The sequence below is a fragment of the Dyella lipolytica genome (assembly GCF_030160075.1).
In the GTDB taxonomy this organism is placed as follows: Bacteria; Pseudomonadota; Gammaproteobacteria; order Xanthomonadales; family Rhodanobacteraceae; genus Dyella_B; species Dyella_B lipolytica.
Map to the genome: position 1 here is coordinate 667,871 of NZ_BSNQ01000003.1, position 24,205 is coordinate 692,075.

A 24,205-nucleotide genomic window follows, 5' to 3' on the forward strand; every position below is an offset into this window, starting at 1 on the left:
GGCCCTCCCTGGCCCGCGGCGCATATAACGTCAGAATTTATAAAACGCACTCAAGTTGACCTGATTGCCGCTGGTCGCAACGCGATTGGTGCCGTTGGTCGTGTCGTTGAGGATGGCGTGAATCCATTCCAACGCGAACGAATAGTCACCGACCGTATACTCAAGATTCGTCGCGTACGAGTGGGCTTTCAGCAAGCCCGTCGAACCGTTGCCCATCCATCGGATCACGTCGTGCGCGTTGGGTTTGCTGATGGCGTAGAACAGATTGACGCTCCAGTTGGGCGTGAACTTGTAACCGCCTGACACGTAACCGCCCGTGTCCTTGATGTCGCCGAACTGCGAGAGGTCACCGAAGATCTCGCCGATCCCCTTGCCTGTGTAGAGCACGCTCCTGAATACCCACGGCCCAGGCGTCCACGCACCGCCAACTTCGACAGCTTCGCTGGAGAACTGGCGCTTCACCGGCGTCGGCTCGGTGCCGCCCACACCGCTCAAGTTGATCTGGCTGTAGTGCGCGGCCAGGAACAGCATCCATTCTTTTTCTACTTCTACATGCAACTTGGCTTCGACCTGCGGACGGAAACCGGCATTACCCGCCGTCAGATAGTTGATGTTGCTGCCGGGACCGTTCCAGTTGCCCTCAAAGCCACCGAGGTCCAGTCGCCACTGTGGACCTTGCGAACCATGGTTGAGGTCTTGCGACCATATGGCGCCAGGGAAGCGCCAACCGATGATGCCCGAGCCATAGCCCAGTGGAAATGCGATATGGCTGAGCGATTCCGGTAGATCGTCCAGTGGGAACATCAGATCCCACATTTGACCCACCTTGATCGTGCTGCCGGTCACTGGATTACTCAGCACCATATAGGCTTGACGAAGTCGCGGTATCGGTTGTTGTTGGGAATAAGCGCCGGTGCCGTTGTTGCCGCCAAAGAAATCCATCTCCAGACGCGCCCCTCCGACCCAGTCGCCGGCTACTTTGGCGCCGGTCAGATCGAACCAAAAGCGGGTGTTACGTATGTCGACGCCACTGAGATTGCCCTTCGTTCCCGGGATGGGATATTCGGCATTCTGGCCATTGCCGTAGGTATAACTCTTAGTCTGACTGAAGGCGGTGGCGTCGATAAAACCGTTGAAGGCCACCGATACACCCGGCGCGCTCGTGAAGGCCGGCTTCGTTGCACTTGGCGCAGCCGCTACAGCAGCCTGCGCCTGTGCCTGCGTTTGCTGGATCTGCGCCTGCTGCTGGGTTTGCTGGTTTTCCAGCTTTGAAAGGCTGGCATGCAGGTCGGCCAGATCCTGCTGTTGCTGATTGAGTTGCTTCTGTTGTTTTTCGACCAGAGCTTTAAGCGCTTTGATTTCGGCATCCCTGCTGTTGGATTGCGCGAACACTGGGACGGTCACGGTAAGGCCCAGGGTAGCGAGGGCCAGAAACAGAGCATGTCGTTTCATGGAATTCTCCCTTGTGGATGCAGATGTCGTGACATCGCCGCCGGATTACCGGGAAGCACCTGGCGCACCGGTGGGCAGGACCACGCGCTGGTGCGTTTCGTTGATCACTTCGGCTGCAGACAGGTAGAACGCTAGCAAGGCCGTGATGAGACCCATGTAGCCTCCGGCAACATGTAATCCGCTCATACCCGTCCACTCGCCCGCGGCCAGCAGGAAGAAGGTGATCCACAAGGCGAGAAAAACTAACTGCAGGGCACGTGCAGCACGCAACGAGCCGATCCACATATAGAACGTAAACACGCCCCACATAAACAGATACCAACCGACGAATGCGCCAGGTACTTTGTCGTGCAGAAACAGTACAAATAGAGCAAAGGACCACCAGAACGCGCCGTAACTCACGAATGCTGTGACACCGAATGTGTTGCCGCGAGGCAATTCCATCACACCGGCAATGATCTGCGCCGTTCCTCCATAAGCCAATGCAACCGCGAGCACCATATTCATCGCGTCGCCGCTGAACCAGCCAGCATTGATCATGCTCAATAACCACGTCGTCAGTGCGAAACCTGCCAAACCCAGTGGCGCCGGATTCGAGAATCGCGTGACTGCCTGTTCGTTGCTCATTGCAGGAACCTCCCCAAAAAGTTGGTATGGCGTGAGTACTCCGCGTTATTCGCAGCGTTGTGGCTCCCTGAGTTCGTGGCTCCGGTGCTTAGCCGTTTCCCCACCCCGCACCGGTTTCGTGCTACGCAACGACGATTCGCCGAATCGATCGGCGCGGTCGTCGCGGTTTCGTTGAAGTCCTGAAGTCCCTCGGGTTTGAGCGCTAGATCGCTCTCGACGCAGAACGGAATGACGGGCACGAACGAAGGCCGGCTCTTGGTGCCGGCAGGAGTGCTGTCGTCATAAGGGTGCGCGCCAGTTTCAGCATGGGCTCCTCCCTCTTCAAAAAAGCGAAGCTTTTTTGCAAACGCGCAGCTAGCCGTAAAACCGTTTTTGCTGCAATGCAGTGTGGCGATCAGCCGATCAGCAAAGTCCGCGCGACCAGGCGGACTTTACCGAAATATGACGGCTATGGCACGTGAAAAAGAGAAATCTTTTGCGGCGGTATTCGCCGCTTCCCGTGCTGCCTGCACTCTTCGCTGCAAATGGCTGAATAACTGGCATTTGCGTAGCGGTCCTGCCGACAGGCCTGTCCCACATAGAAAGGGCGGAGATGATTTCGCCGATGTCGTATCCGCGAACATCTCCGCCCATGTCTAGTCAATCGCTATGGCTCACGCCAAAGCTATGCCGAATCAATGGCCGTACAGTACTTCCGAAATGATGATGCCTGTGGCAATGCCGACCAGCACGAACTGACCGTCGTCGCCGCGAACCCAACGATAACCCGGGCGCGGTGCGTACAAGTGGTAGCGGGCATAGTCGTCGACGTAATAGTCGGGGCCGCGGTAGCGTTCCGGCAGACGGTCGCCGCGTCCATAGTGCCTATCCCAGCCACCGTGTCGGCCGTGGTCGTAATGATCGTCATGTCCGCGATCATGATCGTCGCCGCGGCCGTGGTCACGGTCGTCGTGGCCGTGATCGTGGTCGTGGCCATGATCATCGCTCCAACCATGGTCATGGTCGTGATCCTGATCTTGTACCGGAGCTGCCATGGCGTTGACCGAAATGGCGAGAACGAACAATGACGCCAGCGCAACAAAAAGACGTTTCATGAAGAGCCTCCCTGGTTTGATTTGACTCGCTGTGCCGCGCTCGGCGGACCACCAGCAAGCCTTAGGATTTAGACTAAAGCACGCACCTGAACGGCGGCAGCCTGGCAAAGCGAGTCTGCAGCCGTGCTATTCATCCGTTCATGAAATTGCGATTTCAGTCACGTGTTTTGGGAGACAAACGCTCATCGTTCCGGCCCAAGCCGGGACGATGAGCTGAGGGATGCTCTCGTCTACGAGCATCCTGGCAATCAGAAACTCACATCGACACTTCCTGTGATCATGCGCGGCGGCGCGATGATGCCGCGGATGAAGTTATTGCCAAAGTAGTCGGTGTCGGTATATGCGGTATTCAGATACTGGCGATCGAACAGGTTGTCTACGTTCAGGCCAAATCGCACCTGCTGACCAAAGCCCGATTCCGCAAAGTGCACCGTATCGCTTACTCCAATATTGAAGACCGCATAAGGTTTGATGGTCGATGCCGTAGGCGTGCCGGCAAACAGCTGATCGATGTATTGCTTGTCGACAAAACGCCCCTCGACATTGAAACGCCAACCCTGAAGTTTCCACACCAGCCCCGCGCTGATCAGATTCTGCGGTACACCGGCGAGCGGCTGGCCGGACGTGACCTGGCCCGCGAAATCGGAGTTGAACGTCGAGGTGAACTTGGCCTGGTTATGCGCGTAGTTGAAATACGTGCTGAGGTCGCCTACCGCGGTTTGACCGAAGTCGTTCTGCAGCTGCAGTTCCGCGCCCTGGTAGCGGGAGCTTCCGCCATTTTCAACCGTAGACAGCAAGCTGGTCGGATCGGTGACGGAGAGGAACGTATTGGTGAAGTTTTCCCGATAGCCGTTCAGCATGATGCTGAAGCCGCCGATGCGATAGCGCGCACCTACCTCGAAGTCCTTTACATACTCGGGCTTGACCTTGGGTGGAACGATGGTGTTGTTGCCATTGGCGTCGGTCTGGAAGGCTCCGTAGTACGCCGATATGTCCGGCAGTTTGAAATTCTTGCCATACGATGCATAGACATTCAGGCCGGACAGCACCTCATAGTTCACGCCAAAGGTGGGCGAGAGGAAATGCTCGGTGTCGCTGACTTCACCTGCAATGGGATAGTAAATGCCAACGGTGTCGCGATCCGCGGTATTGGCGTAGATGTATTTCACGCCCGGTGTCAGATGCAACGTGCCGTCGAAGAGCGAGATGGTGTCTTGCGCAAACACCGAGTAGAGGGTGCGGCGATCGTGCTCGTCCCAGGTATCGTTATAGCCATCGACCAGCGGCATGGGCGACGTGCCGTACCAGTATTCACGCGAATGCAATTCACCGTAGGTGACATTGCCGCCAACGATGATTTCGTTTTGCGGAAGATTGAAAGTCAATGACGGAGAGTCGCCGATACCTGTCGTCGTATAGCCGTAAAAGTGATAAGCCGTACCATTTTCGACGGAGCCGAATTCAGCGGCAGGGTCGTACGTCGGGCCGTTCGGGTTGTTTAGCCAGAAAGCGTACGAACTCGGATCGTCTTCGAGGTTGTACGGCTGGGTGGCGCTCTGCTGGTAAAGCGGATTCGAGAATGACGTGCGCAGATATTCGTTGCGGCCGAAGAACAGCTTGTTCTGGAACTGGATGTCGTCGGTGAACTTGGATTTCCAATCGATGATGTCCATCCAGTTGGTGTCTTTGATCGGCGAATTCGTCCAGTCGAGCGGCCATTGATAGTTGCGGCCGAACTGTTGCATCAGCGGAACAGGTATGTTGAAAGGCGAGAAGCCCTTGTTGACGTTGTAAAGAAAGTAGTTGGAGAGCGTGTTGTTCTCGTCGAAGGCGTACGTCAGGCCCCAGTAAAAATTGTTGTTGTGATCGCCCGTGTTGTCGATCCAGCCACGGCTGCTGTTGTGATCGATGGAGAACACCTGCTTGATGCCGTTCCAGTCGCCGGTGTTAAACGTGGCGTGGAAGTCGTAGCTGTGGAAGCTGCCGTAACTGGTACCCACGGTGCCGTTCATCGTGTCGTCGGGCTGGCGGGGGACGAAGTTGACCGTGCCGCCCAGCGAGTTATACGAATTGACGGCGGGGTTGTTGATGCCTCGATAGATATCGATCGTTTGGAGATTGCCCGGTATCAACAAGACGTTGTTTCGATTCTCCGCCTGATTAGTCACGCCGCCATTGAACAGATCGTTGAGGGCGACGCCGTCGAATGTTTCCGAGAACTGGCTGGAGTTGAAGGCGCGGAGGTAGATGTTGGTTTCCACCCCGTTCGGCCCGTTGGCATAGGCGAAGATCGACGGTTGCTGATTGAGCAGCGTCTGCACGGTCACGGTAGGCGCCGGAGACAGATTGCGCAGGGTGTCTTCGTCGATCACGCTTTGCGTGAATGTTGCAATCGGAGGCACAGTGTTTTGCACGGCGGCCGTTACCGATACGCCGCTGAGCTCAATCGCCTTGTCTTTAGAAGATGGCTTGGTCTGAGAAGGTGCGCCGGCATTGGTGGAGGCGCTTGATCCGTCTTGCGTATTGTCTTGACCCGCCGCATAGGCCGACGATGTGACGGCCCCGCTAAACATGCCCAAGCAAATGGCGACGGTCAGCATACGCTGAAGTGGAAAGCAGCGATTGCGTTCGTTGCTGATCGAGATCTTCGTCATAGGGTAGGTGTCCAATCGATGGAAGCGATGTGTGTATCTGTTCGTGCAAGCACGAATCGGCATGCCAGAGATGGAACGCTATAGGGGTTTTATGTCAGCACGATGATGCGCAGCGGCGTGTCGCCGATACGTACTACCGGCGAGTGCGCATGCATATCCTTGGGTGCTGGCGGTGAAATACACGCAGCACAAAGCGCGGTCATCGATGAGACAGACCGTGACGTAGCGATCGCGAAAGCGCGATCGTGAGACGAATTAGTGAAAGCCCCGATGGGCAAATATGCATCTTGAGGCTTACGAAATGCTTAGGACGGCGAACGAGGGCACTCGCAATGGTGCGGCGTTAGCCGGAACGATGGGGCCAGAGATCGTTTCTTATGTATTTAAACTTTCGGCTTGCGTTGCAGCGTAACGCTGCCACAGATAGATGGGCCATCCGGCGAGAAGCAGCACCGCACCCCATAACAACGACTCCGCGCCGGTGCCGATCAAGGCCCACAGACTGAAAGCAAGTGCGCCGATGGCAACCAGTCGCCGCCGCCAGTGGGCTGCGGGATCGATCCGCCACCACGCCAGAACCGTCACCAGGTAAGGGAGCAGGGTGGCTGCGGTGGATAGCAGAATGGTGAAGGTGAAAAGCGCCACCAGCGTGCGACTGTAATTGGAGGCGATCAGCGCACTGGCAAGAACACTGCTGATCAGCAGCCCGATCCACGGCGTGCCGCGTTTATCCAGGCGTGCAAAGGGCTTGGGAAACAAACCATCCTGCGCAGCGGCTAACGTGGTTTGCGCTTGCAGCAATACCCATCCATTGAGCGCGCCAAAACACGAAACAGTGGCGACCACCCCGATCGCCACGCCCGCCGCATCACCCCACACGCGCCGTGCTGCTTCAGCCATCGGCGCCGCCGACGAGTGCAGCACATCGGCCGGAAGCATGCCGACGACCACCGTGCACGCCAGCATGGTGGCGAGTCCCGCGATGGTCATGCCGATGATCGTGGCGCGCGGAACCGTGCGTTGTGGATCGCTGACGACGTCGGTCGGCACAGTGGCTGTTTCCAGGCCAAGAAAGGCCCATAGCGTCAGTGCGGCGACTGACGTCGTGGTGCCGATCAAAGGCAGACCGCTGGGATTGAATGGTGTAAAGGCGCTCGCATGCACGAAGCCCAATCCGAGCAGACCGAATACGACCAGAGGTACGAGCTTGAGCAACGTGGTCACGATAGCGGTGCGGCCCGCCTCGCGCACACCGGCCAGACTGATTGCCGTGCAGATCCACAGCGCGCCCAGCGCACACAGCGCGCCACGCAGCGGCGTGGCAGTTGCCATCGGCCATATTGAGCCGAGGCTGCCGGCGAATGCCACCGCAATCGCAGCATTCGCCGACCATACGCAGACCCAGTAACTCCACGCCACGACAAAACCGACGCGATCGCCGAATGCGCGTCGTGCATAGGCGTAAGCTCCACCATGGTTGCGGATGATCTGTGACAACCATGCGTACACCAAGGCCAGCATCAGCGCGCCACCCAGGCTCAGTGCCCAACCGAGCAGGCTCGCGGCGCCGTAGGGAGCCAGCGCCGCCGGCAATACGAACACGCCCGATCCGATGATGTTGCCGATGACCAGCGCGATCAGCATCCACTGTCCAAGCGGTCGTGGGCTGTTACTCATGTGTGGGCGAGCGAATCGCGGTAAGCACGGCGCACGATTTCGTGGAAGTGATGCACTGCATTCTCGCGCAATGGATTCAAGCGTCCGGCTTCGTACGAACCGGAGGCAAGTCCGCGCTGCACGTCCTCGCAGATGGTTACATCTTCATCCTGCACTTCGTCGCTGAACTCGACATCTTTTGTGCGTCGGGCCAATGCTTCTTGGCTACCGTCAGGCGTGTAATAGAAATCGAATTCCACCCGGCAGCGATCGACGCCCAACGGCAGCACGCGGTTGGTTTGCAGCCGGCCGGGCAAGATGTTGAGCATCGCGTTCGGATACAGGAAGTAATACAACGCTTCGCCGCTGCCGTAGAGATCGTCCCCGCTTTCCAGTGGACTGAACTGAAACGAATACCACTCGGCCGTCTCGGTGATATAGCTGCGATAGTCGAGCAGGCTGTTCAGGCCGGGATGGATATGCGGTACGTGGTAGCCCTCCAGGTAGTTGTCCACGTAAACCTTCCAGTTGCAGGCCACGTCGTAGCTCGCGCGGTGATGGAATTCATAGCCATGCAACGCGCGATGCGGGCCGAGGCGTGTATCGATGCCGGCGACAAAATCCTCGAACGGCGGGGCTTCGCCGATCGCAACGAAAACCAGCCCTTGCCAGACATGCACGCGAACCTCGGGAAGACGGATGTCGGCGGGATTGAAATCCGGCGTACGCCCCATTTCCGGTGCGCCGCGAAGCACGCCATCCAGCCCATACGTCCAGCCGTGATAGCGGCAGCGCAAGGACTGCGCGCCGCGCCCGTCGCAACTGGCGATCGGTCCTGCACGATGCCTGCACACGTTATGGAACGCGCGAATGCTCGATTCGTCGCTGCGCACGATCAGCAACGGCAATCCGGCAATCTCGGTGACTACATGATCGCCCACGCCAACCAACTGCGATTGATGACACACCAGCTGCCAGCTGCGCGCAAAGATGGCGGCAGCATCCAGTGCGGGCATGCGCGAGTCGGTATAGAACCGGGCCGGCAAGGTCAACGCGTGATCGAGCTGTTGCGGAGTAAGGGCGGCGGCGGAAAGTAGTTCGGTCATGGCCAGGTTTTGCAGCGGCGATGACCGAGTATTCATCGAACGGCATTCGATGGATAGGGGTTTGGCGCGAATCCTGTGTGTTTATGAAGCAGGCCGTCAAAGCACTAACGCTTGGATACGACAGGCGGTTCTTTGGAAGCGTCTGCAGCCATTTCCGACGGCGCCAGGACTTTATTGCCCGAACCTTGACGGGTCCACACCGCGACATAGTCCACGACCATGGCGTGTCCAGGCTCGGTCTCCGGCGTCGGCGTTGGCTTCCAGCCCGCCATCACAAACGAAAAACCGCCGCCCACCGCGACATCCAACAGCAAGAAGTAGCCGCGCTGTTGCGTGAGTTCGCGCCAGGTCTCTGCCGGAAGCTGATTCTCGGCGACCTGATTGACCAGCTGTCCATCGACGAACCAGCGCAACTGTTCCGGCGTGACGCTGCGATTCCACTCAAAAGTGAAGGTGTGGGGTCCCGCGGTGCATGCTTCGTGCGGGCAGGGCAGGCGACTACCGATGCCAACAGGTTCACCGCAAGGACCACCTGGATTGGTGCCGCAGTGCAGGATGCCCCACGCCGCATCGAGCCCGTTGACACTCTCCATGATGTCGAACTCGCCAGCCTGCGGCCACGCCATGGTCGTGCGGTAATTGCTGCCCAGTGCCCAGAACGCGGGCCAGTAACCCAGTGCGTGAGGACCGGTCACGTCGGGCATTTGAACACGCGCTTCCATGCGCAACATGCCGCCGTCGGGAGCGGTGAAATTGTCGCGCAGGGTTTCAATTCGCCCCGACGTCCACTGACCGTTGGCATCCCGCAGCGGGGTGATTAACAAATGACCTTTTCCGTCCAGATGAATATTGGCGGGATCGTTCGTATCGCTTTCGACCTCGGAGGTGCCCCAGTTCACGGGCCCGTTCGGGTAGGAGTGCCCGGTGTCGATCCGCCAGTTGCTGGCTGAAGGCAGTGATCCAGCGGGCCCGGAAAAGTTGTCGCCCCATTGCAGCTCCCAGCCTGGTGGGGCGGGAATGTCGACGGCCAATGCGAGGCTGGGGGAGCCGATCAAGCCTGCCAGTACGGAGACACCTGCCGTGACAGCGAGGGTGCGGGCGCGAGTGGTGCTCTTCTTTGTCTGCATAAACTTCAGCTATCACGGGCCCGATCGAAGGCCAAATGCATGAATCGGAGGAATGTCCCTACGGGCATGTTTAATGTGTTCGGCTTCCAGAAGCAAATCTGTAGCCCAAGAATGCCTGTTTCGGGACATCGGCTTTGACACAGGGCGGCGGCGTATTTACCCTTCGTGGCGCAACGACACACGCTTCTGGCCACTGGTTTCCTGTAACGATTCGCTTCACGCGACGGGGGAAATGCCATGCACATCACTGGCGTGCTGACGCTGATCCGCAGCGAACGGTTTCTCATACTCAGCGTACTTACTACCGTCGCGTTCTTCGTGTTCGGCGATACGCTATTGAGCGGATTGTCCAATCTCTATCGGCTTGCCCTGATTTTTTTCTGGTTGTTCTTTGTCGTGCTGGGTTCTGCATTGGCCGTCGTGCGCCATGCCGAGCACCTCGCCGAACGGCTGGGCGAACCTTATGGCACGCTGATTCTCACGCTCTGCATTACGTCGATCGAGGTCGTCAGCATTACGGCGATCATGTTGCACGGGGAGAACAACCCGACACTGGCGCGCGATACCTTGTTTGCAGTGACCATGATCGTTCTGAACGGCATGGTAGGGCTTTCGCTATTGTTCGGCGGCTGGCGTTATCGCGAGCAGTACTACAACCTTCAAGGCGCTAACACCTACCTTGGCGTCATTATTCCGCTTGGCGTGCTATGTCTGGTGCTGCCGGACTTCATCGTCACGGCATCTGGGCCGCCAAGGCTTTCTCTCCCGCAAAAGACGTTTGTCGCCACGGTATCGCTCGGACTCTACATGGCCTTTCTACTGCTGCAGACGAGCAGGCATCGCGCGTACTTCACGGTGCAGCATGAGGTCGCCGAGTCGGACGTCGCAGTCGGTCATTCTGGCGACACGCGAATTTTTCGACATGTGGTGTTGCTGGCCATTTATATGGCGCTGGTTGTGTACCTGGCGGAAAAGCTGGCGCCACCCGTCGATTACGTGGTTGAAACCATGGGCAAGCCTGCCGCCCTTGCCGGTCTCGCGATGGCGGTGCTCGTCGCCACGCCGGAAATCATCGGCGCGGTGCGTGCCGCCGGCAACAACAATCTGCAGCGATCCATGAATATCTTTCTCGGTTCGGTGTTATCGACCATCGGGTTGACCATCCCCGCCATCATCGTGATAAGCGAGGTGACGCGCCATCCGGTCAGGCTGGGCTTGGAACACACGGATCTTCTGCTTTTCGTACTGACACTGGTGTTGTGCACGGTTACGTTTTCCAGTGGACGCACGAACATACTTCAGGGCGGTGTGCACCTGATCCTGTTTGCTGCCTATCTGTTTTTGATCTTCCAGGGTTAGCGGCTTCCTTCATTGCGAGCGAGCAGTGTTGCTTGCCGTCGATAGCAGCGCGCCGTAAGCGCTACTGCTATTGCTACGAAAAGCGTGAGCAGGCAATACGCTATAAAGCCACGTTCGTCGCGTTGCGGTGTGCGATCGATCAGGTTGTACATGTTGAAGCTGAAATTGCTGGCGGTGTGAAAGAGCAGGGCCAGCAGAATGCTTTTACGATTGTTTTCGTAGCCCCATACGATCAACACGCGGAATGCCACGGTGAACGTCAGGAACGCCCAGAACGGCATGAACGATTGCGTCAGGCCGGCGATGAAAAAGAGCGGGATGTGCCAGCAACCCCAAATCACGCCGAGAATCACCGCTGCGGGAAGCAGCCGTCGCCCCTGCTGCAGTCGGTCGATGGCGTAGGACCAGCCGAATTCTTCGTTGACCGAGCCGCCGATAAAGAGCAGTTCCAGATACAGCAATGGAAAGTGTGCCAGCGGCACCAGCATCGCATACGGCGGGCCGCCGCGTTGGGCCAGCCACCAGCTGGCAATGCCGGCCAATACCGGCATCAAGAGCAAGGCAGCAAGCAGATAGACCGGCCCGATGCGATAGCGCAAGCTGCGGCCGAAGAACTCTTTCACCGCACCCCAACTGCCATCGCGATATACCGCAATAAAGGCGCCGATGAACGGCCCGAACGAGCCGGCGAACAGACATAGCAATTGCGTGGTACGCGAAAGCGTGAGCACACCGCGGGTAGCCAGAACCGGGAACAGCCAAATAATCCAGCTAATGGCGAATGCCACGGCGAAATAAAACCAGGCCGGCGTGCGAAAGACAGATGGCGCGTTAGTATTCAAGGCACAATTCCCCTGCTGGGTTCCAATACCAAGAAATAGCCGGCGAATACAGGTCACCGGCATGCTCACTTCAGCTTTCTACATTTTTATGGTGGCACGACGATCTCCTCCTTGTGCAGAACGCGATTGTTGTCGTCGATAAAACTCAACTGGTATTTGCCGGGGCGCAGATAGAGATCACTCGATGGCATACCTTGCGTGCTGCTATACACGGCGACATGCGAGTCGGAGACCATCAGCGGCGCCTGGTCGAGCATCATGCGATCTGCCGGAATGGCATCGGGCCCTTCGTCGCTATAGCGCGCTTCGATCAGGCAGGGATAGTGCATGTGGCAATGATCGGCGCTTACCGAATACGCCCGGCGCAGACCGCCAAGGCTCAGCCAGGTAGGACGCCCGTGCGGCATCTGCTCCGGCGGGAAGAAGACGTTTACGTCATAGCCCGATCGCAACGACCACGGCTTGCCGGCCGCGTTGACGAAGACGATGGGAGTATCCGGCCGCAACTGCTTCATCGCCGCGGTGTAGTAGGGGTGATCGCCATGCTCTGAAGGATGCGGATACATCATGGTCTGCTCGACCGACAGCATGGGCGCATGGCTGAGCTTGTACAGATGTTCGGCCATCGACGCGCCGCCGAGATAGACGCCCGACTTCACGATGTGTTCGTAACCGGCATTGATAACCAATCGCGCATTGGGATCACGCTGGAATACCTGTTCGTAAAGGTGGCGCGCCTGTTCGGCTTCGCGTGCGTCGCCACTTGCCGCATCGGAGTTCGCCTCATAGGCGATGACTTTGAAACCGAGCTTCAATGCCGTGCGTACCATCTCGGCATAGACGGGTTCTTCCGTGTAAAGACCGCTGTTGTCGGTGGGATAACCGCGCGTAGACAATCCAGTATCGCTTTGCACTAGTGTTTCGGCGGCGAAGTAGTTGAAGCCTTCCTGATGCAATCGACTCAACAGTTGCACAGTCAAGCTGCGAGTCAGCGCAATATTGTGTGCTTCGTTGAAGAGCACGACGCGATAGTTCTTCGCCAGTTCCGGGATGGCGATGGAGGCGGGGCGTGCCGAGTAGCCACCTTCGGTCAACGGCGATGGGCTGTCATCCTGTTGTGGCGCTTGCGCAATCGAAAAGCTTTTCATGGCATCGGAGTAGTCGCCAAGAAAACTCTGATACCAGCTGACGTATTGTCCGAAGATCAGCCGAAACGCCGGCGAGTTGTCGCTGGCGTAGGCCTGGCGCATCGCCATGTACTGGGCCAGCAGCCCCTTGCGGGCGCTGGCCTCGGCCATGATCTTGTCGGACTTGGCCGCTGCCGCCGCTTGCTGTGCCTGCCATTCGGCTGCCGATTGGGCATGGCCTGTCGTGGTCAGGCAGGTGAGCCACCACACACATCCGCTCATGATGGCCATGCGGCATGCAGACATCGGCTTTCCTCGTCGGTACAGCCTTGTCGTGGCCCGTGTCAGCGACCGGGTTCCCGTGGGATTTCCTCAGCCTGTTTTAACGCGGGTGTCGGTCGCAATCCAGTTCGACTCCCAGGTTTTGCCGCCATCATCGGAAAACGACTGTTCGAAGTGGCAGGAATCGGGCTTGATGTCGGAGATAACAAACCGCACCAGAATGGTCCGGCCGTTAAAAGTCTCCTGGTCCAGAAACTCGCCGCGGCCGTGTTCGAACTCGCCGATCGTGGGTACGCCCAGGGTGCCGCCTCTACTGCTGGCGACGTTGAGGCTCCATTGGTGAGCCTCTGGGTTGTATAGGCGCAGCGATAGAAGTTCGAGGTGCCCCGAAGGCCCATCCACTTCCAGTTCGACCAGATTGGCGCGGCCGTTCCAGATCTTGCTGACGACCGTCGTACCGTCGTACGTGGCCCATGTATGGGAGCCGCTCAGGGGATGAATCAGTCGCGTGACATGCGTTTTCCAGGTGCCAATCTCGAAATCGAAATCATGTTGCCCATCCCGATACCCGGTAGCGGCTTGTGTGCTGTTTGCTTGTCCGCAGGCGAGGCCGGAATAAAAAACCAGACTTGTTGCGCAAAGAGCGCCAACAAGGCCGATCCTTCTGCATATCGTCATGGCTCACCCCTTCGATGAAAGCTCGGCCCACGCTACGCCCGGCGCGTACCTGTCCCAATAGCCACTTTCACCCTACGCGACATAGCCAATTCCGTGACCGCAGGGTTGATAATCTCCGACTTCGGATCGATCGTTTAGGAGCGTCCCATGAAATCCCGCGCCGCTGTGGCTTTCGCGCCTGGCAAACCCCTGGAAATTGTCGAGATCGACGTCGCGCCGCCACGCGCCGGCGAGGCGCTCATCCGGATTACGCACACCGGCGTTTGCCATACGGACGCCTTTACGCTGTCGGGTGACGACCCCGAAGGTATCTTCCCGGCCGTGCTGGGCCATGAAGGCGGCGGTATCGTGGTGGACGTGGGGGAGGGTGTGACTACGCTTAAACCCGGCGACCATGTCATTCCTCTCTACACAGCCGAATGCGGCAAGTGCAAGTTCTGCCTCTCGGGAAAAACCAACTTGTGTCAGGCCGTGCGCGCCACACAGGGTAAGGGATTGATGCCGGATGGCAGCACGCGGTTTTCCTACGAAGGCAAACCCATCTATCACTACATGGGCACCAGTACGTTCAGCGAGTACACCGTTGTGCCGGAAATCTCGCTGGCCAAGATCGATCCTGATGCACCACTGGAAAAGGTGTGCCTGCTCGGCTGTGGCGTAACGACCGGTATCGGCGCGGTGCACAACACAGCGAAGGTTGAAGCGGGCGCCTCGGTGGCCGTGTTCGGTCTGGGTGGCATCGGTCTGGCGGTGATTCAAGGTGCTGCGCAGGCCAAGGCCGGGCGAATCCTCGCTATCGACACCAACACCGCCAAGTTTGCTCTTGCGCGCGACATGGGCGCGACCGATTGTGTCAATCCCAACGATTACGACAAGCCTATTCAAGAGGTGATCGTCGAGATCACCGATGGCGGGGTCGATTACAGTTTCGAGTGCATTGGCAATGTGGACGTGATGCGCGCGGCGCTGGAGTGCTGTCATAAAGGCTGGGGTGAAAGCATCATCATCGGCGTGGCCGGTGCCGGCAAGGAAATTCGCACGCGTCCGTTTCAGCTGGTGACCGGACGCGTCTGGCGCGGCACCGCGTTTGGCGGCGTGAAAGGTCGTAGCCAGCTGCCGGGCATGGTGAAACAGGCGATGCGCGGGGAGATTCGTCTCGATTCGTTTATTACGCACAAACTGCCGCTGGAACGGATCAACGAGGCGTTCGACCTGATGCACCAGGGCAAGTCGATTCGCACCGTTATCCACTTCTGATCAGATAGGGAATGCACATGGAACGGATCGAGCACCGCGCCTGTTTCGGTGGTTGGCAGGATGTTTATCGCCATCGCTCAACGGTGCTCGGTTGCGACATGCATGTTGCGGTCTACCTTCCGCCGCAAGCTGCACTCGAGGCAGTGCCGGTGCTGTATTGGCTATCCGGCTTGACGTGTACGGAGCAGAACTTCATCACCAAAGCCGGTGCGCAACGTTATGCCGCCGAACATGGATTGGCGCTGGTCGCTCCCGATACCAGTCCACGCGGTGAGGACGTAGCCGATGCCGAAGCATACGATCTTGGCAAAGGAGCTGGCTTCTATCTCAACGCCACCGTTGCACCTTGGTCGCAGCACTATCGTATGTATGACTATGTGGTGGATGAACTACCCGCATTGATCGAAGCGCACTGTCCCGTGACGGATGCGCGTGCTATCAGCGGTCATTCCATGGGCGGCCATGGCGCCTTGATCATCGCGTTGAAAAATCCAGGGCGCTACCGCAGCGTGTCGGCGTTTTCGCCGATCGTGGCGCCTTCCCGTGTGCCATGGGGCGAGAAAGCCTTCTCGGCTTATCTGGGCGATGATCGTGGTGCGTGGAAGGCCTACGACGCCACCGAGCTGGTGAAGACCGCCGGCGAAAAACTGCCCCTATTGATCGACCAGGGCGATGCCGACGAATTTCTGCATACCCAGCTTCGGCCTGATCTGCTCAAAACTGAAGCCGATGCAGCAGGGCATCCCATGATCTTGCGCATGCAACCCAGTTACGACCATAGCTACTACTTCGTGGCCAGCTTTATCGGTGAGCATATAAAGTGTCACGCCGCTGCGCTTCGCGGGCGCTGAGACCACCGGCTGGTGCTTGCATCAGGGTCAGGAAGCGACGAGATGCCTCCTGGTTGATCGTTAGAGCCTCGTGAATCTCGATGCGAGTGTTCATGATACGGATGGCCCATCTGCTTGCCGCATCGGTCGGGTGCGCGGCCGATGCGATTATGTGCAAGAAGTTCAGACTGCTTAACGTCCGGTCAATGGCCCAGGAACGACGTGCCCTGCTTCAGAACGACGTTACAAGCCTTGGTAGTGATTTTCGACTTCAAGTCGCTGTTGCCGCCGCCAACGTTGGCGAGGTTGGTGGACTGGCCATTGTTGCCCTTGAGAATGCCGCTCGCTCCGCTTAGATAGTCAGAGTTGCCTGAGCCGCCTTGGGTCTTGCCGAGCAACTTGCTCGCGATACCCGAGGCCCCTGAGCTACCGCCCAAGTAATTGTTCTTGACGCAGTACTGCAGCAAGCCCGCGACATTGCCCATGCTGCCGGATGCCATGGAACCGCCGCCGCCGGGAAGCATGCCGCCGAGTTTGCCGCCCAGGCTGCCCAAGTCCTGTGCACCGCTTGCACTGCAGGCAAGGCTTAAGGCGATAGCCAGACAGGTTGTTGTCATACCGCCGATACGCGTTTTCATGAGGGATCCTCCCGTGGTGGTTCACGCATTCAACACCTAAGCTTGTTAGGAATACGTCAGCGCCTTTGCCGCAGATGCAAAGGCCGAGCTACCTCGCGACGTTGAACAACTGAAATTCCCGAATACGAGCCGTGCATGCGCTCGACAGGATATTCAGCCGTACCTTGGTCGTCGTAGCCGCTGCGAAGCGATCGATCTTCATATGGCCAATGGCTTCGGCCTTGGCTATGGGCTTCCAGGCGCCATGCGTCCATATCTCGATGGCATATTTCTGCACGCATTGACCGTCGTTCAGCCACTCCATGGTGAGTGCATGATCGAAGGTGATCGGTTTTGCGAAATCGACCTCAAGCATGGCGTGATGCGAACCTTCTGCGGCGGACCAGAACGTGTCGCGATCACCGTCCATGGCAGCAGCGACATTTGCGTCGCTGGCGATATGATTTCGCGCCAGATCCTTGTCGATGCCATACCGCGCCTGCAATGCGTCACCGAACTCCTTGAGGCGTACGACGTCGGCATCGGATAGAACACCATGACGATTGGGTGCGATGCCCAGCATCAGCTGGCCGCCACGACCGACGCTGTTCTCCCATATGTCGACCAGCTCGTCGACGCTCTTTAGCGTCTGGTCGCTGTTGGGATGCCAGAACCATTGCAGTGTGTGCAGCGGTGTATCCACTTCCACGGGACGCCAGCGCAGTTCACCGTGGCGATCGATCACGTTCCAGTTATCACCGTAGATACGGCCTGCTTCGTTGCCCACCCAGCGAATATCGCCATAACCGAACAAAGCCACGTCGGCGAAGACCATGGTGTTCGGCTGATAGGTTCTAAGTTCTTCGAGATATTTCTTGAAATCGTAGACGTGGCCCCCGCTGCCGGCGCCATCGAGCCACCATTCGGCTAGCGGGCCATAGCTTTGAACCAACTCGTCCATCTGCGCGAGATAGTGTTTGTCGTAGGCCGGAGCATCGGTATAGCTTGGTTCGTGGCGGTCCCACGGCGACAAATAGATACCGAACTCCATGCCTTCCTTGCGGACGGCCTGTTCCGTCATTTGCACCAGGTTGCCCTTGCCATCCATCCAGGGGCTGCTTTTCACGGAGTAATTGCTTTGCTCCGTCGGCCACAGCGCGAAACCGTCGTGATGTTTGGCGACAAGCACGAGATACGTTGCGCCGGCAGATTTGGCCGCGCGCGCCCATTGCGCCGGATCGACATGGTCGGGATCGAACACCTTGGGGCTGGCCGTGCCGTCGCCCCATTCGCGGTCGAGGAAGGTATTGGTGCCGAAATGCACGATCACGCCGAATTGGAGATCCTGCCAGTGCACCTGCTGCGGCGACGGTTTGACGTCGATGAAATTTTGCGCGGAAGAAGTGCTCGTGACGAACAACGTGCCGACCGCAAGGGCGAAGAGAACGCGTAAACCCATCCGCATGGTTTCAAATCCTGCGTCAATATTTCTGAAGGTAAAAAGACACGATTGGCACGGCGCGAACGTCAATCGGGATGAGCGGGAGACCCGAACTGCAACGTATCGGAGATTTCCTTGGTCGCGCGTCGCAGCTCGGCGATCACATCGGCCACGGTGGTTTGCGCGTCCGTCCGCTGCTCGATGAATGGAATGGTGAGCGCGCAAACGGCATGCCCGTGTTGCAGCACCGGCGCGGAGAGGTCGGTCACCGCGTCGACCACCTGACTCGGCTCACTGGCATAGCCGCGTTCGCGTAGTTGCAGCAAAAGCTTGGTCAGCTTTTTGCGGTCCAGCGTCGGTTCGTATTTGGCGATCATGTCCAGCCAACGCTCGCGCACGGGCTCGTCTTGGAAAGCGAGCAGTACGTGACCCGAGGTGGATTGAGACATGGGGCGACGATGTCCGACGCGCACGACCAGGGCGACTTCACCCGGCGGGTCCACGCGGGCGACCACCACGATCTGTTCGTGCGAGGGAACCACCAGATGACACGCCTGACCGCTGATGTCCGCCAATTGATGCATCACCGGCAATGCTGCCTCGATGGTGCTTTTTACCGGTGGCTGCTCCATGCCCAGCCGGAACAACCGCGTGGTGATCGAATAGCCGGTGTCGCCTTCACCGCGCGTAATGTAGTCGCGCTCTTCCAGTACCTGCAGCATGCGGAAGATCTCGCCGCGTGAACGGCCGACGCCTTCGGAAATCTCAGCGATGCTCAGCGGCTGCTGCGCGCCGGCCAACAGCTCCAGAATGTCCAACCCTTTGTCGAGCGCGGGTGCGCGGTATTTGGGGGTCTGAGTGGGCATGGTTGTCCTCCTTGGTGGCGGCCACCTTGCCGCCTGTCGTACAGCGTCGCTACTTACTTTGCCGTGGTCATTAGCCGAGTATGCTGCAGTGCAACTTGTGCTGCAGGTGAATTATTGTTTCATATTTGCACATAGAAGGCAGGCCGTCACGCCGGTTCTGCGATTCGCGCCAAGGCGCGCCGTTGGTGGAGAAGAGGGTGGATGTGCAGACGGTGACCGAAGACCCCGCCGTGCCAATGGCCGGCACCGCGCCCACCGACCGGCCTTCGTGGCTGCCGCTGGTGCTGATCGTCAGCCTGTTCTTTCTCTGGGGCGGTGCCAACAATCTCAACGATGTGCTGATTGCGCAGTTCAAGAAAGCTTTCGTGCTCAGCGACTTCCGCGCCGGGCTGGTGCAAAGCGCGTTCTACCTGGGGTACTTCCTGGTCGCCATGCCGGCAGGCATGTACATGCGCCGCTTCGGCTACAAGAGCGCGGTGGTGTTTGGACTGATGCTTTACGGCGTTGGCGCGCTGTTGTTCTGGCCGGCCGCCGAATCGGCTGCCTACGGCCTGTTCCTGTTCGCGCTGTTCGTGATCGCTAGCGGGTTGGCCTTTTTGGAAACGTCAGCCAATCCGTTCGTCACCTTGCTCGGCCCGCGTGAAACGGCAACGCGGCGGCTCAATCTGGCCCAAGCTTTCAATCCGCTTGGTTCGATCGCAGGCATTCTGATCGGCCAGCATTTCATCTTTTCCGGCATCGATCATTCGTCGGCACAGCTGGCGGCGATGAGTGCGGTGGAGCGTACTGCTTATTACGCCAGCGAAACGCGGGCTGTGCAGTGGCCGTATCTGGTGATCGGCGTCGCCGTCCTGTGCTGGGCGGTGCTGATCCTGCTGACGCGCTTTCCAAAGGCTACGGCATCACATGTGGCTTCCGCATCGGCGGGTGGAGGCGGTGTGCTGCGCCACTTGCTCGGTGATCGTCGTTTTGTCGGTGCGTTGTTTGCGCAGTTCTTTTACGTCGGCGCGCAGGTGGGTGTGTGGAGTTACACCATCCGTTATGTGCAGGCCACGATGCCGGGCACATCGTCCCGGGAAGCCGCCAATTTTCTTACCGCCGGACTAGTGTGCTTCATGGCCGGCCGTTTCGTGGGCACGGCGCTGATGAAATATCTGGCTCCCGTGCGGCTCTTGATGGCATTTGCTGCGGTCAATATCGCACTGACTCTGTTTGCCGTGTTTCAGCCCGGGAGCCCCGGCGCTTATGCGCTGGTGGCGTGCAGCTTCTTTATGTCGGTGATGTACCCGACGGTGTTTGCTCTGGGTGTGGAAGGGCGGGGCGACGACGAGCGTAAACTCGGTTCGGCCTTGCTGGTTATGACGATTATCGGTGGTGCGGTGCTTACCGCGATGATGGGGGCGGTATCCGACATGAGCAGCATCGCGCGGGCGATGACGGTGCCGGCATGCTGCTTCGCCGTGGTGCTGCTGTTCGCCTGGCAGCGGCGCCGACATCCTATAGAGGGAAATGCCTGATGCCGCGTCATTACTATGCGTTGGACCTGCGCGATGATGCCGCTGCCATCGCCGAATACGAGCGCATGCATCAGCCTGGAAACGTTTGGCCGGAGATCGTCGCTTCGATCCGCGCCTCGGGGATCGAGGCGATGGAGATCTTTCGCACCGGCAATCGCTTGGTGATGGTTGTGCAGGTGCCGGACGGTTACGACGCGTCGGCCACGCGCGGTGCAGACGATCCCAAGATGCATGATGCGTGGGAGGCGTTGATGGATCGCTACCAGCAGCGTTTGCCGTGGGCCTGGGCAGGGCAGAAGTGGGTGCCTATGACGCGCATTTTTTCGTTAGCCCAACACGCGTAGCGAACATCGGTCTACGGCCAGATCACATCGGCCGAGATCGCGCGCACGTCGGTCTGCCCGGTCAATGCCATGCTGACGCTCAACTCGCGGCGGATCAGTTCGATCGCTTGCGTCACGCCAGCCTCGCCCTTGGCACCCAAGCCATACAGAAAGGCTTTACCAATCAACCCGGCATGCGCGCCGTAGGCCAAGGCTTTGAGCAAATCCTGGCCGCTGAGAATGCCGCCATCGAACAGCACCTGCAGGCGATCGCCGACGGCCTGCACGATGGAAGGCAGCACGTCGATGCTGGCCGGTGCGCCATCCAGCTGGCGGCCGCCGTGATTGGATACCACGATGGCGTCTACGGCGTGATCCGCCGCGATGCGGGCATCGTCCGGATCGAGAATGCCTTTGATGATCAGCTTGCCGGGCCACAGCGCGCGGATCCATTCGAGATCTTTCCACGTCAGCGTCGGGTCGAACTGATTGCCGATCCATTGCGCCAGCGTCGTGAGGCTATCGGTATTCTCGATGCGTCCTTTCAGATTGCCGAACGAGCGGCTCGGTGCATGCAACATGCTCCAAGCCCAGCGCGGTTTGCTGAGCATATCGAACAGGTTGTGCAAGGTGATCCTGGGCGGCACCGACAAACCGTTTTTGATTTCGCGATGGCGCTGGCCTTGTACGGTAAGGTCCGCGGTCAACATCAGCGCTGAGCAATGGGCTGTCTTGGCGCGTTCGATCAGCTCACGCGTAAAACCGCGATCGCGCATCACATAGACCTGGAACCAAAACGGAGTCTGCACCGCGTCGCGCACTTGTTCGATCGAGCAGATCGACACGGTGCTAAGGCAAAAGGGAATGCCGGCTTTCGCAGCGGCGCGCGCGCCAAGAATCTCGCCGCCGCCGCGCTGCAAGCCGGTAAGGCCGGTCGGCGCGATCGCCAGCGGCATCGACACCGGCTGGCCGACGATGTCGGTGGCCAGCGAGCGATTGTCGACGTTGCGCATCACCCGCTGCCGCAGATTGATCCGTGCCAGCGCCGCACGGTTCGCGCGCAAGGTGTTTTCTTCGTACGAGCCACGGTCGGCGTATTCAAAGAAAGCGCGCGGCACGCGGCGCCTGGCCAGCTCGCGCAAATCGGCAACGCTGGTGATGGGAGTGGTCATTGCGCCCTCGCGACACTGGCCGGTTCGCACCATGCAGGACCGTCCGGGTAACGATAGTGCGCCAACGTGCTGGCGTGCATTTGTGCGGAAAAACCTGGCGACTGTGGCGCGAGATAACAGCCATTGTGCACGATCACAGGGTCGATGAAATGCTCGTGCAGGTGATCGACGAATTCGATGGCGCGATCGTCCTTTTTGCCGCTGATCGCCACAAAGTCGGCCATGGCCAGATGCTGCACCAGCTCGCACAGGCCGACGCCGCCAGCATGCGGAAACACGCGCACGCCGAATTTAGCGGCCAGCAACAGAATCGCCAGATTCTCGTTGACGCCACCGACACGGGCTGCGTCGATCTGCACCAAGTCAACCGCACCGGCCTGGAACAGCTGCTTGAACATAACGCGGTTATGCGTGTGTTCGCCGGTGGAAATGGGTACCGATGGGACATCGCGACGAATCGCGGCGTGGCCGAGGATATCGTCCGGGCTGGTCGGCTCCTCCGCCCATGCGATGCGTACATCCGACAGGCGCTGCAGCCACGCGATCGCGTCGTCTACACCCCAGCGCTGGTTGGCATCGACGGCGATGTCGATGTCGGGTCCTACCGTTTCGCGTGCGAGTCGGCAACGGCGCACGTCGTCTTCGACATTCATGCCAACCTTGAGCTTGATGGTGCGAAAGCCTGCGGTGACCGCTTCGCGCGCGAGGCGCTGCATTTTCTCGTCGGTATAACCCAACCAACCCGGCGAGGTGGTGTAGGCCGGATAGCCTTCGGCAAGCAATCGCGTGATGCGTTGCGATTTGCTGGCTGCGACGGCGTGCAGCATCGTCAACGCTTCATCCGGCGTAAGCGCGTCGGTCAGATAGCGAAAATCGATGGTCGACACCAACTGTTCGGGCGTCATATCGGCGATAAAACGCCATAACGGTTTGCCCGCCATACGTGCCGCGAGATCCCAGGCCGCGTTGATCACTGCCCCGATGGCCATATGCATCACACCCTTTTCAGGGCCCAGCCAACGCAGCTGGGAATCGCCGATCAGGCGTTGGGCGAACCCGCCCAGATCGCCGACTATGTCGTCGAGGTCCAGGCCTTGCACATGATGAGCCAGCGCGTCGATGGCAACAGTCTGCACATCGTTGCCGCGACCGATGGTGAACGCGAAACCGTAACCGTTCAATCCGGGTTGATCGGTGCGCATCACGACATACGCTGCCGAGTAATCCGGGTCCGGATTCATGGCATCGGAACCATCGAGTTCACGAGAGGTAGGAAAGCGGACATCGTAAGTGTCCAGTGCCGTGATCTTTGTCATGCTGTGTGCTCGTCGACAGCATGTGCGCGAACGTGCTGACGCTGTCGACCCAGCCCATCGATGCCGAGTTCGATCACGTCGCCAGGGCGCAGATAGATCGGTGGTTTTTGTCCAAGTCCCACGCCTGAGGGTGTGCCGGTGCTGATCACATCGCCGGGCAATAGCGTCATATAGCGGCTGATGTGACTCACCAGTTTCGCCACGTTGAAGATCATCGTGCGCGTATGCCCGTTCTGATAACGGTGGCCGTTGACCTCCAACCAAAGTCGGAGATTCTGCGGGTCGGAGATTTCATCGGCGGTAACCAGCCACGGGCCGAGCGGTCCGAAGGTGTCGCAGCTTTTGCCTTTGACCCACTGGCCGCCGTGGTCGAACTGAAACGCGCGCTCGGATAGGTCGTTCACCACGAGATAGCCGGCGACATGAGCGAGCGCGTTCTCGACCGTAACACTGCGCGCGGTCTTGCCGATGACCACGCCAAGCTCCACTTCCCAATCGGTCTTCACCGACCCCTGCGGGATGATCACGTCATCATTCGGGCCCATGATGGCGCTGGTCGCCTTCATGAAAATCACCGGCAGTTCGGGCACCGGCGAATTGGTTTCCGCGGCGTGTTCCGCATAGTTCATGCCGACGCAGATCATCTTGCTGACATGCGCAATGGGCGTGCCGTAGCGGGGTTGGTTGGCAACGACCGGCAGCGTATGTGGATCGATAGCGGCGATGCGTGCAAGGCCATCGTGGCCAAGCACCGACGCGTCGATATCCTTGATGATGGACGAGAGATCGCGAAGCGCGCCGGCTGTGTCGATCAGACCGGGCTTTTCCTTGCCGGGGGCACCGTAACGTACCAGTTTCATAG

Annotated in this window: 21 protein-coding genes; 5 read left to right on the forward strand and 16 right to left on the reverse strand. The window is 58.9% G+C overall.

All coding sequences use genetic code 11. From position 1 onward, the window contains the following. Window positions 1-30 precede the first annotated feature (30 nt). From QQL64_RS04575 to QQL64_RS04605, 7 genes are all read right to left on the reverse strand, one after another. Entirely contained in the window at window positions 31-1,452 is a 1,422-nt protein-coding gene (locus QQL64_RS04575; protein WP_284396330.1) for a porin family protein, read from the reverse strand. 45 nt (window positions 1,453-1,497) lie between these two features. Next, on the reverse strand, window positions 1,498-2,079 hold the full coding sequence (locus tag QQL64_RS04580; protein ID WP_284396333.1) for an acetate uptake transporter: 582 nt from the start codon (window positions 2,077-2,079) through the stop codon (window positions 1,498-1,500). Between the two features lie 674 nt (window positions 2,080-2,753). Then, complete coding sequence (locus tag QQL64_RS04585; protein ID WP_284396335.1) at window positions 2,754-3,173, reverse strand: RcnB family protein; 420 nt, start codon at window positions 3,171-3,173, stop codon at window positions 2,754-2,756. 248 nt (window positions 3,174-3,421) lie between these two features. Further along, window positions 3,422-5,827, reverse strand: a complete 2,406-nt coding sequence (locus QQL64_RS04590) for a TonB-dependent receptor domain-containing protein (protein ID WP_284396338.1) — start codon at window positions 5,825-5,827, stop codon at window positions 3,422-3,424. Between the two features lie 375 nt (window positions 5,828-6,202). After that, window positions 6,203-7,504 (reverse strand): amino acid permease, encoded by a 1,302-nt coding sequence (locus QQL64_RS04595; RefSeq protein ID WP_284396342.1) that lies wholly within the window; start codon window positions 7,502-7,504, stop codon window positions 6,203-6,205. Next, window positions 7,501-8,625 carry an aromatic ring-hydroxylating oxygenase subunit alpha gene (locus tag QQL64_RS04600; RefSeq protein WP_284396345.1) on the reverse strand — a complete coding sequence of 375 codons (1,125 nt, stop codon included), beginning with the start codon at window positions 8,623-8,625 and terminating at the stop codon, window positions 7,501-7,503. Before QQL64_RS04600 ends, QQL64_RS04595 begins: the two co-directional genes overlap by 4 nt. A 68-nt stretch (window positions 8,626-8,693) precedes the next feature. Beyond that, entirely contained in the window at window positions 8,694-9,716 is a 1,023-nt protein-coding gene (locus QQL64_RS04605; protein WP_284396348.1) for a glycoside hydrolase family 16 protein, read from the reverse strand. A gap of 237 nt (window positions 9,717-9,953) precedes the next feature. Between QQL64_RS04605 and QQL64_RS04610 the strand changes: the two genes are divergently transcribed. After that, window positions 9,954-11,075, forward strand: coding sequence for a calcium:cation antiporter (locus tag QQL64_RS04610; protein WP_284396350.1), 1,122 nt, complete (start codon window positions 9,954-9,956; stop codon window positions 11,073-11,075). Here QQL64_RS04610 and QQL64_RS04615 read toward each other — a convergent pair. The 3 genes from QQL64_RS04615 to QQL64_RS04625 form a co-directional block, all read right to left on the reverse strand. Beyond that, window positions 11,072-11,917: a CPBP family glutamic-type intramembrane protease gene (locus QQL64_RS04615; RefSeq protein WP_284396354.1), complete on the reverse strand. Its 846-nt coding sequence runs from the start codon at window positions 11,915-11,917 to the stop codon at window positions 11,072-11,074. The two genes, QQL64_RS04610 and QQL64_RS04615, sit on opposite strands and share 4 nt — an antisense overlap. A gap of 86 nt (window positions 11,918-12,003) precedes the next feature. Continuing rightward, the gene (locus tag QQL64_RS04620; protein WP_284396357.1) at window positions 12,004-13,350 is read right to left on the reverse strand and encodes a hypothetical protein; all 1,347 of its coding nucleotides are present in this window, start codon (window positions 13,348-13,350) and stop codon (window positions 12,004-12,006) included. A gap of 66 nt (window positions 13,351-13,416) precedes the next feature. Further along, a complete protein-coding gene (locus tag QQL64_RS04625; protein WP_284396358.1) occupies window positions 13,417-14,004 on the reverse strand; it encodes a hypothetical protein in 588 nt (195 codons plus the stop codon). 147 nt (window positions 14,005-14,151) lie between these two features. Here QQL64_RS04625 and QQL64_RS04630 point away from each other — a divergent pair, with 147 nt between their 5' ends. Beyond that, window positions 14,152-15,261 (forward strand): S-(hydroxymethyl)glutathione dehydrogenase/class III alcohol dehydrogenase, encoded by a 1,110-nt coding sequence (locus tag QQL64_RS04630; RefSeq protein ID WP_284396360.1) that lies wholly within the window; start codon window positions 14,152-14,154, stop codon window positions 15,259-15,261. 17 nt (window positions 15,262-15,278) lie between these two features. After that, window positions 15,279-16,112, forward strand: coding sequence for an S-formylglutathione hydrolase (gene fghA, locus QQL64_RS04635; protein WP_284396362.1), 834 nt, complete (start codon window positions 15,279-15,281; stop codon window positions 16,110-16,112). A 182-nt stretch (window positions 16,113-16,294) separates the two neighbouring features. Here fghA and QQL64_RS04640 read toward each other — a convergent pair whose 3' ends face one another. From QQL64_RS04640 to QQL64_RS04650, 3 genes are all read right to left on the reverse strand, one after another. Further along, the gene (locus QQL64_RS04640; protein ID WP_284396364.1) at window positions 16,295-16,729 is read right to left on the reverse strand and encodes a DUF2501 domain-containing protein; all 435 of its coding nucleotides are present in this window, start codon (window positions 16,727-16,729) and stop codon (window positions 16,295-16,297) included. Window positions 16,730-16,817: 88 nt separating this feature from the next. Beyond that, window positions 16,818-18,173, reverse strand: coding sequence for an alpha-L-fucosidase (locus QQL64_RS04645; RefSeq protein WP_284396367.1), 1,356 nt, complete (start codon window positions 18,171-18,173; stop codon window positions 16,818-16,820). Between the two features lie 62 nt (window positions 18,174-18,235). Next, entirely contained in the window at window positions 18,236-19,015 is a 780-nt protein-coding gene (locus QQL64_RS04650) for an IclR family transcriptional regulator (protein ID WP_284396369.1), read from the reverse strand. Window positions 19,016-19,251: 236 nt separating this feature from the next. On the opposite strand from QQL64_RS04650, the gene fucP reads away from it, so the two are divergent. Further along, window positions 19,252-20,532 (forward strand): L-fucose:H+ symporter permease, encoded by a 1,281-nt coding sequence (gene fucP / locus QQL64_RS04655; protein WP_284399642.1) that lies wholly within the window; start codon window positions 19,252-19,254, stop codon window positions 20,530-20,532. Beyond that, on the forward strand, window positions 20,532-20,876 hold the full coding sequence (locus QQL64_RS04660) for an L-rhamnose mutarotase (protein WP_284396372.1): 345 nt from the start codon (window positions 20,532-20,534) through the stop codon (window positions 20,874-20,876). Before fucP ends, QQL64_RS04660 begins: the two co-directional genes overlap by 1 nt. A gap of 11 nt (window positions 20,877-20,887) precedes the next feature. On the opposite strand, the gene QQL64_RS04665 is transcribed toward QQL64_RS04660, so the two are convergent. From QQL64_RS04665 to QQL64_RS04675, 3 genes are read right to left on the reverse strand one after another with little or no spacing between them, the layout of a single operon-like run. Continuing rightward, a complete protein-coding gene (locus QQL64_RS04665; protein WP_284396374.1) occupies window positions 20,888-22,027 on the reverse strand; it encodes an alpha-hydroxy acid oxidase in 1,140 nt (379 codons plus the stop codon). After that, entirely contained in the window at window positions 22,024-23,343 is a 1,320-nt protein-coding gene (locus tag QQL64_RS04670) for an enolase C-terminal domain-like protein (RefSeq protein WP_284396376.1), read from the reverse strand. The genes QQL64_RS04665 and QQL64_RS04670 overlap by 4 nt, the downstream gene beginning before the upstream one ends. Continuing rightward, window positions 23,340-24,203 carry a fumarylacetoacetate hydrolase family protein gene (locus QQL64_RS04675; RefSeq protein WP_284396379.1) on the reverse strand — a complete coding sequence of 288 codons (864 nt, stop codon included), beginning with the start codon at window positions 24,201-24,203 and terminating at the stop codon, window positions 23,340-23,342. Before QQL64_RS04675 ends, QQL64_RS04670 begins: the two co-directional genes overlap by 4 nt. Window positions 24,204-24,205 lie beyond the last annotated feature (2 nt).